The sequence below is a fragment of the uncultured Christiangramia sp. genome (assembly GCF_913046405.1).
Classification (GTDB): domain Bacteria; phylum Bacteroidota; class Bacteroidia; order Flavobacteriales; family Flavobacteriaceae; genus Christiangramia; species Christiangramia marina.
In genome coordinates this window covers 1-12179 of record NZ_CAJWRQ010000086.1, presented here as the reverse complement: position 1 = coordinate 12179, position 12179 = coordinate 1, and the positions used below count along the sequence as shown (strand labels likewise).

Here is a 12179-nt window from a genome sequence, read left to right as displayed (position 1 = left end):
TTCATTCCCATTGGTTTCCAGAAACTTTCACTCAGGTAGTCACTCAGGCTTTTACCGGTAGCCTTTTCAATGACCATAGCGAGCAATTGTGTATTTCCGCTTAGATATTCAAATTCCTCTCCTGGAGTTTTGATCACTTTCAAATCCAGTACCTGCTCCCGAATATCTTTTCCAAAGTAGGCACGGGCAGTCGATGCAAATGGATTGTAATAATTTTCATTCCAGTTAAGCCCTGAAGCCATCGAGGAAAGATCTCCGATTTTAAGTTTTTTGTCAAACTGAGGAAAAAAGTTTTCTACAGGCTGCTCAATATTTTCAAGGTATCCATCCTGGATTGCCTTGTACATAAGTAAGCTAACCACACTTTTAGCCATGGAAAAGGAATTCGTCTGGCTCTCAGCACCATATTCTTGATTATAATTTTCATAGACCAGGCTATCATTTTGAATGATCAAAAATGCCGCGGTCTCTAGTTCTTTGTGCAGACTATTTAGACTTTTAGTTGCTTTGATACTATTATAATCTTTTGCCAGCGGCCATTCCTGAATGTTTTCTCCATTCTCAATAATGGCGTTATCAAAGTAGGGATGATCATCGATAAAAGCAGTTTTGTGTCCATTTAAATAGGTGGTTTGTACTGCACGCAAAATATATCCATAACCTGTTAAATAAAGACTTATGGATAGAACAACGATAAATAATGCAATATATAGGAGGAGCTTGAAAATCTTTTTCATGCTCTGAAATTAGCAAATTTAGAACAGACTTTGCTGTAAAGGTGGGTTTTCAAGGTCCAGCAACCATTTTTTGCGATGCAAACCGCCAGCATAACCAGTAAGAGAACCATCACTTCCAATTACACGATGACAGGGAACAACGATCCAGAGCGGATTCATTCCATTGGCAGAGGCTACGGCTCGAATCGCTTTCTCATCGCCAAGTTTACGCGATAGTTCAAGATATGAAACCGTAGCTCCATAAGGGATATTTTTAAGTTCTTCCCAGACTTTCTTCTGAAAGTCGGTTCCCTTCGGATTCAATTGTAGATCAAAACTCTCTCTCTTTCCTGAAAAGTATTGCTGAAGCTGAAGGATTGCTGACTGTAAGACTTCCGGTATTTCTGAAGATTCCTCGGTAGAATCATCAACTTTTATCTCGTGAATTCCGTTTTCGTCCCCAAGGATTGTCGCGATCCCAAGTGGGGTTTTAATGCTTGCCTGTTTCATCTACAGCAGGTTCATCACTATTATCTGAAGTAGAAGTAGTTTCCTGGTCCTGTTTTCTCTGGATGAGTCCGAGACGTTTTGCACGGCGTTCCCAGTTCTTTCTGGCAAGTACCTGCATGTCTTCCACACTATCGCTTTCATCCATGATCTCCAGCCCCAATAATGTTTCGATAATATCTTCCATCGTTACAATTCCGGTGGTATTTCCAAATTGATCCACGATCATAGAAATATGAGCGCGCTTTTCAACGAAGATTTCGAACAATTCAGGAATAGGAGTATTGTCGTTCGTCACCAGGATATCTCTTTTAATGTTACTTAGAGGTTGCTCACCATGTTCATCGATCATAGCTTCCAACACATCATCTTTCAGAATAAATCCAGAGACATTATTAGACTTCTCCTTATAAACAGGAATTCTCGAGAATTTCAGGTTTTTATGGTTGGAATAGAAATCGCTCAAACTCATACTTTCGTCTTCTACGATCGCTACTGAAAATGGAGTCATCACGTCTTTAGCTTCAATAGATTTGAAAACGAGTAAGTTCTTAATAACCGTAGTTTCGCTTTCTTCGAAAACACCCTCTTCTTCCGCAGCATCAGTGATCGCAGCGAATTCTTCCCGGCTCATCGTACTTACATGCGCAGATTTCCCGATCAGCTTTGTAGTAAGCATCATTAGCCATAGAATTCCCGTGTACTTAAGCGGGAAGATCATGATATTAAGAGTTTTGGCAGTAAAATTACCTAAAGATTGCCAGTAGGTAGCTCCAATGGTCTTCGGAATAATTTCTGAAAGTACGAGGATCGCTAAAGTCATGATTGCTGACACGATCATCACAGAATTTCCACCATCACCGAAGGTCTTTTCAGCCTGAACACCCACAAGAATAGCTCCTACGGTATGAGCAATGGTATTTATGGTAAGAATTGCGATAAGCGGCTTGTCTATATCCTTCTTTAGATTTGCCAGATCTTTAGCGTAGCTCTTTCCTTCCTTTTTCCTGATCTTGATATAGGATGGTGTTATACTCAGTAATGTAGCTTCCAGAATGGAGCACATAAAAGAAAAAAATATCGATAATACGGCAAAAATGATCAGTAATCCCATGCACTTAAATAAGTTAGACTGGCTAATTTATGTATTCTCAATTCAAATATTTAAAAAGAAATTATAAAACAAAAAAGGTCTTTCATGTTCGAAAGACCTTTCTGGATTTTTGCTGAAGGTTAAGCAGCGATCAAAGGAGTTATTTTAGTTTCCCATTTTCGTGCCTGCTGCAATCTTATTTCAGGAGCAATAATGTCACTACCGGCTTCATCGTAGAAGCAAATAGACTTAGGACTTTGCTTTTGCTTAGCGGCGAAATTTAAGGCCAGAAACTGAATTTTTTCTGAATTTCTGGCCTGTAGATCCTGTTGCAACTGTATTGTGGCATATTGAGTAAGATCAATGATCTCAAATTGATCCTCAATTTCAGCATTGCTGAAAATGATTTTTTTATTGCTCACGTCCAGTGCTATGATCGTGGTGCCAACCTGTTCAAACTCGTCAATTTTGAGTTTATTTTGAGTAGCAAAATCATAAGCTCGTTGCTTCACTTTTGAAGTTTGAGCATTGCTTTTTAAAATAAGATAAATAATAGGTATTGCGAAGAGAGCCAGAAGTCCCAGCCCTAAAATTAGAGATATAGTATCCATATTGATTTAGTATTTAAAATGAAATAAATGGTGCTTTTCAGGTATTTATACCTTAATCAGCTTGACGTAATTCATTCTATTTACCAGAAACTATGGAATGGAAAGAGGATTTTCTTCAGGTGAAAATGAAACCTGAAATTTGTAAAAATCTGTAGACCTTCTCTTTCTTCTGAAATTACCGCTTCAAAACTATCAAGGCTTCCGAAGAATTTTGAAAAATCGGACTCTTCAGCATTTACTTTTTCAGAAAAAGAAAAAGCTTCATCAGGCAGATAAGCATTCTTGTTACTATTCGCCTGATTAAACTGAAATTCATCAGTAGGCTTTATTTCCGTAGAAATTCCAGTAGCATAAACATTCGTACCACCAATCAGGAATACCTGAAGCAGTAGTAAGTTTATCCATAAAAATTTACTGAATTTCATACAACAATGTTAAGCCAAAAACTGATTGTAAAAACAGAAGTAGTCTTATATTTTTCTAAAAATCAGGAAATTAATTTCACGGCATCTTTTGCAAAATACGAGGCGATCATATTAGCCCCGGCACGCTTTATAGCAGTTAACTGTTCCAGGATCACAGCGTCGTGGTCCAGCCATCCTTTCTCGGCTGCAGCTTTGATCATCGCATATTCACCACTTACCTGGTAGACCGCAACAGGTACGTTTACAGCATTCTTAATGTCGCGAACAATGTCCAGATAACAAAGACCTGGCTTCACCATCACGATATCTGCACCTTCCTCAATGTCCATCAAAGTTTCTTTGATAGCTTCATCCCGATTGGCAGGGTCCATCTGGTAGGTTTTCTTATCACCAAAGCCTGGAGCAGAATCCAGAGCATCTCTAAACGGACCATAAAACGCGGAAGCGTACTTCGCGGAATAGCTCATAATGCCGGTATCATGAAAACCTTCATCCTCGAGTAAAGTTCTCATCTCAAAGATTCTGCCATCCATCATATCACTGGGCGCTACAAAATCTGCACCTGCCTTCGCATGAGATAAAGCCATCTCTGCCAGGATCGCGGTGGTATCATCGTTAAGAATCTTACCATCATTTACGATCCCATCGTGACCGTAAGAGGAATATGGATCCAGGGCAACATCTGTCATGATGACCATCTCTGGCGCGACATCCTTTACAGTTTTCACGGCTCTTTGCATCAATCCATCAGGATTTATAGCTTCAGTACCTGCATTGTCTTTTAGTTCATCCGGGACCTTTACAAAAAGCAAAACCGACTTTAGACCAAGGCTCCATAATTCTTTTATTTCCTGCTTTAGAAGATCAAGACTATATCTATAATATCCGGGCATGGACGCGATCTCTTCCTTAACCTGTTTTCCTTCTACCACAAAAATTGGCACCAGGAAATCGTTTGGAGAAATAAAAGTTTCTCTAACCAGTGATCTTACAGATTCGTTCGTACGTAGTCTTCGGTTTCTTCTAAGCATTGTTTAAATTTTTTAGTATTGCTGCAGGCAAATAATATTTTAAACCCAATTCACAGGTCTTTCAAGCACCTGTATGAGTTTTTCTTCTTCACTTCCAGGTTCAGGATGATGATCATAAACCCATTGTACGTGAGGTGGAAGGCTCATGAGGATACTTTCTATTCTTCCGTTGGTCTTTAGACCGAACAAAGTTCCTTTATCATGTACGAGATTGAACTCCACGTAGCGACCGCGACGAATTTCCTGCCATTTTCTATTTTCTTTAAAATAAGGCAAATTCATGCGCTTTTCTACGATCGGCACATAAGCCTGTAAAAAGGAATCACCAACATCGGTCACAAAATCATACCAGTCGGCAATCTTCATACGATCATTCTCTTTTAAATAATCGAAGAAAAGTCCGCCGATTCCCCTGGCTTCATTCCTGTGTGCATTCCAGAAATATTCATCACACTTCTTCTTAAAATCTGAATAGAAAGAAAACCCATGAGGATTACATGCTTTTTTACAGGTATAGTGGAAGTGTTTTGCATCTTCCTCGAAAAGATAATAAGGAGTAAGATCCTGACCACCACCAAACCACTGGTCGATCACAGTACCGTCTTTCTCATACATTTCAAAATAGCGCCAGTTGGCATGAACCGTTGGAACCATTGGATTTTTAGGATGAAGCACAAGGCTGAGTCCGCATGCAAAAAAGTCCACATTCCCAACTTTGAAATAGCTTTGCATGGCCGGAGCCAGTGGACCGTGAACAGCAGAAATGTTCACACCTCCCTTTTCGAATACATTTCCATTTTCGATCACACGCGTTCTACCGCCACCGCCTTCATTTCTTTTCCAGATATCTTCTTTGAATTTGGCGCAGCCATCGATCTCCTCGAGTTTTGAAGTGATCGAATCCTGCAATTGCTCAATATATCCGTAAAATTGTTCTTTCATGCTCATGAAGACTTTTCAGCTTAGGTTCGGTTCTTGTAATTTTTAGTATTGGCTTATTCTCTATATTCCTTAACAGCATCTACAAAAGCTTTCGCATTATCTACAGGAATATTCGGCAAAATACCATGACCAAGGTTGGCGATATAACGATCTTTTCCAAAGGCTTTGATCATATCGTTCACCATATATTTAATTTCGATTGGTTTAGAGTAAAGCCTGGCAGGATCAAAATTCCCTTGCAAAGTGATCTGTCCGCCACTTAAATAACGGGCATTTCGAGCATCACAGGTCCAGTCTACTCCAAGAGCAGCTGCTCCAGATTGTGACATATCTTTCAAGGCAAACCAACATCCTTTTCCATAAGCGATCACAGGAACTTCATCTTTCAAAGCATCGATGATCTGTTGCATATACTGCCATGAAAATTCTTTGTAGTCATTAGGCTCCAGCAGTCCTCCCCAAGAATCGAAAAGCTGTACGGCATCTACACCGGCTTTTACTTTTTCTTTCAGGTAAGCGATGGTAGTATCAGTAATTTTCTGAAGTAATTTATGCGCAGCGATAGGTTCCATGAAACAGAATCTTTTCGCCTTATCAAAGGTTTTAGATCCCTGTCCCTGTACACAGTAACATAGAATGGTCCAAGGAGAACCGGCGAATCCTATGAGCGGTACCTCATCATTTAATTCCTGTTTTGTAAGCTTGATCGCATCAAAAACATAGCCAAGTGTCTCATTCACATCTGGTACGATCACCTGTTCTACTTTTGCGGGAGTATCTACTGGATTTGGCAACCACGGGCCAACACCAGGCTTCATCTCCACCTCGATGTTCATTGCCTGTGGAACCACAAGAATATCGCTAAAAAGTATCGCAGCATCTGGTCCTACCTGGCGAATAGGCATTACCGTAATTTCAGTAGCAAGTTCAGGGGTACGACAGCGGGTGAAAAAGTCGTATTTCTCTTTAAGCTTCATAAAATCAGGAAGATATCTTCCTGCCTGTCTCATCATCCAGACTGGTGGACGTTCTACGCTTTCACCTCTAAGTGCTTTTAAAAAAAGGTCATTCTTGATCATTGCTGATGTTTTAAGTCTTTTCTAAATGTTTTTGCTACCATGGCTATCAGGTTTTCAATGCCGGGAGTTCCCGGAGTTACGATGCTGGTAGTATGTCTTTTTGCTTCGGAAGCAGTTGTATCTCCTATGCAAAATGCAATGGAGTCAATCGTATTTTTAGTGATATAGCTTTGCACGCCACTTGGGCTGTAAAATAGAATTCCATCGTAATCTGAATTAAATTGCTGAATGTTCAGCGTAGTTTTATAAACCTTAATTTCCTTAAGTGCTATATTTTGCTGCTGAAGCATCTCCGGAAGTTCATCAAGTCTAGAATGCCCACAGAAAAACTGAAATTCCCGATCAGGATAATTCTGGATGATGATATTTGCCAAATCATGAGCATAGGCTGTAGTTTCCAGAACATTGTAACCCATCTCCTTAGCCATTATTGCAGTTTTCTCTCCCACACAAAAGCAATTTGTGATCTCAATTTTCTTTGATCTGATTGCTCTTAATGAATTTTTGCTGGTAAAAATGGCATTCTGGATAGTTTGTTCAGGCAGATCAAAATTCAGAAATTCTATTTCGATAGCATCATACTCCGCGAATCCAATCCCACTATTTAAAAGTAGTTCCTTCTGGTTGAGTGCTAGTTTTTTCGTGGAAAGTACGGTAGGCATTCATTAGTTATTTAAAGCAGTTTTAATATGCTGCATCAATTCACGACCTCCATTATTCAGTACCTCTTTGGCGCAAATCGTTCCTAATCCATTTACTTGTGAAACCAGAACGCTTTTCTCTACTTCTATTTTCTTTGAACCATCAAGGCTGAAAAGTGCTCCATGAAAATGAATATGACCATCTTGAATCCTGGCTAAGCCTCCAATTGGAGCGGTACAACCACCTTCAAGAACTTTAAGGAATTCACGTTCAACGTGCACACAAATCTGGGATTCCTGGTGGTTTAAAAGAGCTAAAGCTTTACGGCTTTCTTCGTCTTTCTCCATGGCTACAATAAGCATCGCTCCCTGAGCAGGTGCTGGGATCATCCAGTTTAGATCAATAAAGTTCTCTGGTTTGATCTCGATACGCTCCAGTCCGGCCGCTGCGAATATGGCGCCATTCCAGTCATTATCTGCAAGTTTTTGCATGCGGGTATTTACATTCCCGCGAAGATCCACCACCTCATGATCCGGATATTTGTGCAGCCATTGCGCTTTACGTCGCAGGCTACCCGTAGCGATTTTCCCTTTCTTGATTTCCAGAAAGTCAGTTCCTTTATGAACCAGAATATCCTTATTACTCGCACGTTTCATCACTGCTGCTTTCACAATTCCCTTTGGTAGAGCCGTGGGAACATCTTTCATGGAGTGAACTGCAATATCTACTTCACCTTTGATCATGGCAACATCCAGGGTTTTTGTAAAAATCCCGGTGATTCCCATTTCATATAAAGGTTGATCTAGATTGAGGTCGCCAGTAGATTTTACAGGAACCAGCTCACTTCTATGACCAGTTCGTTCCAGTGCATTCTGTACGGTGCGGGCTTGCCACATCGCTAATTCACTATCGCGAGTGCCAATACGAATTACTTTGCTCATTTGCTAACTTCTTCGAGTTGAAAGACCTTGTGGATCAATTCCAGGCTTTCATCTGTAGTTTCAGTATCTCCTTTGAGGTGATTGGCAAAATGTTTCATGATCTTCTGGATGATACGATTGCTTACAATTTCAGCATGTTCATCATTGAAATCAGACATTTTTTTACGCTGGAAGTCCAGTTCATCATCCTTCATCGACCTTAGCTTTTTCTTCAAAGCTTTGATCGTTGGAGCAAACTTTCTTGTTTCCAGCCATTGATTGAAGTCGTTTTCAACTTCAGCAATGATCTCTTTTGCCTGCGGAATGAATTGTTTTCTTCGTTCCAGGGTTTCATCGGTCATTTGCGATAAATGATCAAGGTGAATCAATTGCACGTTGGGCAATTCTTCAACATCTTCTGAAACGTTTTTCGGAATAGAAAGATCAAGTATCAAAAGATCTTTTTTAGAATAGATAAGTTCTTTGGAAACCGTAGGATTCTGAGCTCCGGTAGCAACGATCAAAATATCACTATTCCTGATCTCTGCCTGGAGATCTGCATAATCCTTAACGGTAAGATCAAATTTACCAGCAACTTTTTCAGCCTTATCCTTTGTTCTGTTGATTAAGGTGATATGGTTATTCCGGGTATGCTTTACCAGATTTTCGCAGGTATTACGTCCTATTTTTCCTGTTCCGAAGAGAAGAATGTTCTTATCTGAAACATTCTCTATATTCTTTAATATATACTGAACAGAGGCAAATGAAACTGAAGTCGCTCCACTTGAGATCTCTGTCTCGTTCTTAATTCTTTTACTGGCCTGGATCACAGCATTAACCAATCTTTCCAGAAATGCATTTACCAGACCGAGCTTTTTGGAACGTACAAAGGCTACTTTTAACTGACTTATAATTTCAAAATCACCCAGGATCTGGCTGTCCAGTCCTGTTCCAACCCTGAACATATGAGCAATGGCCTGTTTGTTCTTATAAACGTAAGCTACTTTCTCAAATTCCTCTACTGTTCCATGAGTATGTTCACAAAGCAATTTGATCAACTGGAAAGGATGTTCTGCGAAACCGTAAATTTCAGTACGATTACAGGTGGAAGTTAAAAGAATACCATCGATACCTTCGCGGCCGGCCTGTTGCAACAAATTTTCTTTCGCCTGTTCCGTAAGACTGAAGTGTCCACGGATCTCGGCATCAGCCTTTTTGTAGCTTAAACCTATCGTATAAAAATGCTTACCTCTTGAAATGTGATAATCTTCCATGTATCGATTTGGAAATACGCTTGCAAAAATAGCAGAAGAGTATTTCAAAAAATAACGCTAGAGGCACTAAATGTGTCGATAGATGATATTTATCAGCTTTTTAAAGTCCGAAACTTCAAAATGCGCTATTTTTGTAGTAAACAAAGCTGTTGTGAAAAGATTTGTTTAGACTGATTCTAAATAAATAAAATTTCCGAGGATGGATGAAAGCAAAAAAAATAACGCTGTAAGTATTTCAGAAGAAATCAAGATCGAAGATGGTTTCTATATTCTGAAGTTTCAGAATGATACAGATGAGAATAAGATCATGTCCCGCGAAATAGATAATAGTTTTATTCAATTTCACTTCAATGTGAAGGGGAACAGCAAGTTTCTTTTCAATAGCGGGAGTTATGAATTACCACTTCCTGAAGAGAATTCACTTTTATTATACAATCCCCAGCGCGATCTGCCACTGCATTTATCCATGGAAAAGGAGAGCTGGTTAATTTCTCTGGTTATTTCCATTAAGAAATTTCACGCTCTGTTTTCGCAGGAAGCAGATTATATCACTTTTTTAAGTGGTGACAATAAGGATAAGAAATACTATAAGGATGCTCAGGTCTCACCTTCAACCGCGGTAGTTTTAAACCAGATCATGAATTTTAATCTGACTCCCAGTATCAAAAATCTTTATTTTAAAGCGAAAGCTTTCGAATTATTAAGTCTGTACTTTAATAAAGCGGAGAATCCAGATCTGGAACAATGTCCGTTTTTGAGTGATGAAGAGAATATCAAGAAGATAAGAAGAGCAAAAGATATCGTGATCGCAAGAATGGCAGAGCCACCATCCCTGCAGGAACTTTCAGATGAAATTGGACTTAGTCTTAAAAAGCTAAAAGAAGGTTTTAAGCAAATTTATGGCGATTCGGTTTATAGCTTCCTATTCGATTATAAAATGGAATATGCACGCAAGCTTCTGGAGACAGGTGAATATAACGTAAATGAAGTAGGACTGAAGGTTGGTTACAGTACGGCGAGTCACTTTATTGCCGGTTTTAAAAAGAAATTTGGAACCACGCCGAAGAAATATACATTGTCGGTTAGCTAACTGATTATTGAATCATAGAGAACACTAATTATGAATTGTATTTCAATAGACCAGTTAGTATTATTTTTGAGTTGAAAAAGAAAAATTATGAGTAAAGGCGTATTGCTGGTAAATCTGGGTTCTCCAGACAGTACCGACCCCAAAGATGTCAAGAAATATTTAGGCGAATTCCTTATGGACGAGCGAGTGATCGATGTGCCATACTGGGCCAGAACACTACTGGTAAAAGGAATTGTATTAAACACCCGTCCTAAAAAATCTGCTGAAGCTTACCAGAAGATCTGGTGGGATGAAGGTTCTCCGCTAATTGTACTTTCGGAAAGACTTCAGAATAAAATTGATGAAAAAACATCTGTTCCAATTGCCTTGGCAATGAGGTACGGAACACCAAATATAAAACAAGGCTTACAGGAATTGAAGGATAAGGGAGTGGACGAAGTGCTGCTTTTTCCATTGTATCCACAATTCGCCATGGCTACTACTGAAACTATACTTGTCCTAGCTGAAGAGCTACGCAAGGAATTTTTTCCGGAGATGAGCTTTACAACAGTACCACCATTTTATAATCATCCAGATTACGTGCGAACACTGGCAAACAGTATCGCAGAAAATCTTGAAGGAAAAGAATACGAGCACTTGTTATTTTCTTATCATGGCGTTCCCGAGAGACATATTCGTAAAAGCGATGTGACCAGTTCACATTGTAAGATAGACGGCTCCTGTTGCCAGACGGCATCAACTGCTCACCAGTTCTGTTATCGACATCAGTGCTTTGAAACCACCAGGTTGGTTGCGGAACATTTGGGAATGAAGCCTAATACTTATAGCGTTTCCTTCCAGTCACGATTAGGATTCGACCCATGGTTAAAACCTTATACAGATAGAACCATCGAAAGATTTGGAAAACAGGGAATGAAGAAATTAGCCATTGTAACTCCGGCTTTCGTATCAGATTGTCTGGAAACACTGGAAGAAATTGCCATGGAAGGCGAAGAGATCTTCCATGAAGTTGGCGGAAAAGATTTCTCTGTAGTTCCATGTTTGAACGATCGTGAAGATTGGGTAAAAGTATTATCCAGATGGATCGATGAGTGGGCAACCCAGCAAACTCCGGTTGAGGCTTAATGGCCGTTCGTAATTCTAAAGAACTGGGTGATAAACCCATTGGTAAACTTCTTATTCAACAAGCTTTACCGGCATCTGTAGGGATATTGGTGATGTCCTTGAACATCCTGGTAGATACTATATTTGTTGGAAACTGGATAGGCCCGATCGCAATTGCGGCCATCAATGTTGTATTGCCTGTCTCTTTTTTTATAGCGGCTTTAGGAATGGCTATAGGGATTGGTGGAAGTTCTATCATTTCCCGGGCGCTGGGCGCAAATGAAGATTCCAAAGCCTTCCGAACCTTTGGAAACCAGATCACCCTTACCTTAGTTTTATCTATAGGTCTGATCATTCCGGGATTGATATTTGTTGATGATCTCATCCCTGCATTTGGAGGAATGGGCGAGATCTTCGATCCTGCAAAAATTTATTATATCATAGTACTCTGCGGTGTCCCAATGCTGGCGCTGGCTATGATGGGGAACAACGTAATTCGTGCTGAGGGAAAACCTCGTTTTGCCATGATCGCGATGATCATTCCTTCCGTGGTCAATCTAATTCTGGATTATATCCTTATTAATAAGCTGAATATGGGAATGGAAGGTGCCGCCCTGGCAACAACCGCATCCTATTTCTTCTGCATGGCTTATATTATCTGGTTTTTTCTCTCGAAGAACTCAGAATTAAAGATCAGTTTTTCTCATTTCAATATGGATTTTCCTATTCTGAAGGAAATTTCAGC

The 12179-nt window shown here is 39.8% G+C and carries 14 protein-coding genes; 3 read left to right on the top strand and 11 right to left on the bottom strand.

Going from position 1 to position 12179, the window contains the following annotated elements:
* The 11 genes from QZ620_RS11050 to hemA form a co-directional block, all read right to left on the bottom strand.
* A partial coding sequence (locus QZ620_RS11050; RefSeq protein ID WP_295181593.1) for a serine hydrolase occupies positions 1-737 on the bottom strand: 737 nt, incomplete at its 3' end.
* A gap of 18 nt (positions 738-755) precedes the next feature.
* The gene (locus tag QZ620_RS11045) at positions 756-1226 is read right to left on the bottom strand and encodes a methylated-DNA--[protein]-cysteine S-methyltransferase (RefSeq protein ID WP_295181591.1); all 471 of its coding nucleotides are present in this window, start codon (positions 1224-1226) and stop codon (positions 756-758) included.
* Positions 1207-2337, bottom strand: coding sequence for a CNNM domain-containing protein (locus QZ620_RS11040; protein WP_295181589.1), 1131 nt, complete (start codon positions 2335-2337; stop codon positions 1207-1209). The genes QZ620_RS11045 and QZ620_RS11040 overlap by 20 nt, the downstream gene beginning before the upstream one ends.
* Positions 2338-2456: 119 nt before the next feature.
* Positions 2457-2927, bottom strand: a complete 471-nt coding sequence (locus QZ620_RS11035; RefSeq protein WP_295181587.1) for a hypothetical protein — start codon at positions 2925-2927, stop codon at positions 2457-2459.
* An 80-nt stretch (positions 2928-3007) separates the two neighbouring features.
* Positions 3008-3352: a hypothetical protein gene (locus tag QZ620_RS11030; protein WP_295181586.1), complete on the bottom strand. Its 345-nt coding sequence runs from the start codon at positions 3350-3352 to the stop codon at positions 3008-3010.
* A gap of 62 nt (positions 3353-3414) precedes the next feature.
* On the bottom strand, positions 3415-4383 hold the full coding sequence (hemB, locus tag QZ620_RS11025) for a porphobilinogen synthase (RefSeq protein WP_295181584.1): 969 nt from the start codon (positions 4381-4383) through the stop codon (positions 3415-3417).
* Between the two features lie 39 nt (positions 4384-4422).
* Positions 4423-5325, bottom strand: coding sequence for an oxygen-dependent coproporphyrinogen oxidase (hemF, locus tag QZ620_RS11020; protein ID WP_295181594.1), 903 nt, complete (start codon positions 5323-5325; stop codon positions 4423-4425).
* A 53-nt stretch (positions 5326-5378) separates the two neighbouring features.
* Positions 5379-6404, bottom strand: a complete 1026-nt coding sequence (hemE, locus tag QZ620_RS11015) for a uroporphyrinogen decarboxylase (protein ID WP_295181582.1) — start codon at positions 6402-6404, stop codon at positions 5379-5381.
* Positions 6401-7066 carry a uroporphyrinogen-III synthase gene (locus QZ620_RS11010; RefSeq protein WP_295181580.1) on the bottom strand — a complete coding sequence of 222 codons (666 nt, stop codon included), beginning with the start codon at positions 7064-7066 and terminating at the stop codon, positions 6401-6403. The genes hemE and QZ620_RS11010 overlap by 4 nt, the downstream gene beginning before the upstream one ends.
* Positions 7067-7069: 3 nt before the next feature.
* On the bottom strand, positions 7070-7987 hold the full coding sequence (gene hemC / locus QZ620_RS11005) for a hydroxymethylbilane synthase (protein ID WP_295181578.1): 918 nt from the start codon (positions 7985-7987) through the stop codon (positions 7070-7072).
* Entirely contained in the window at positions 7984-9240 is a 1257-nt protein-coding gene (gene hemA / locus QZ620_RS11000) for a glutamyl-tRNA reductase (protein ID WP_295181576.1), read from the bottom strand. Before hemA ends, hemC begins: the two co-directional genes overlap by 4 nt.
* A 199-nt stretch (positions 9241-9439) precedes the next feature.
* Here hemA and QZ620_RS10995 point away from each other — a divergent pair, with 199 nt between their 5' ends.
* The 3 genes from QZ620_RS10995 to QZ620_RS10985 form a co-directional block, all read left to right on the top strand.
* Positions 9440-10330, top strand: a complete 891-nt coding sequence (locus tag QZ620_RS10995) for an AraC family transcriptional regulator (RefSeq protein ID WP_141876493.1) — start codon at positions 9440-9442, stop codon at positions 10328-10330.
* Positions 10331-10417: 87 nt separating this feature from the next.
* The gene (gene hemH / locus QZ620_RS10990; RefSeq protein WP_295181573.1) at positions 10418-11455 is read left to right on the top strand and encodes a ferrochelatase; all 1038 of its coding nucleotides are present in this window, start codon (positions 10418-10420) and stop codon (positions 11453-11455) included.
* Positions 11455-12179: MATE family efflux transporter (locus QZ620_RS10985; RefSeq protein WP_295181571.1), on the top strand; the 725-nt coding region annotated here is incomplete at its 3' end. The genes hemH and QZ620_RS10985, both read left to right, overlap by 1 nt.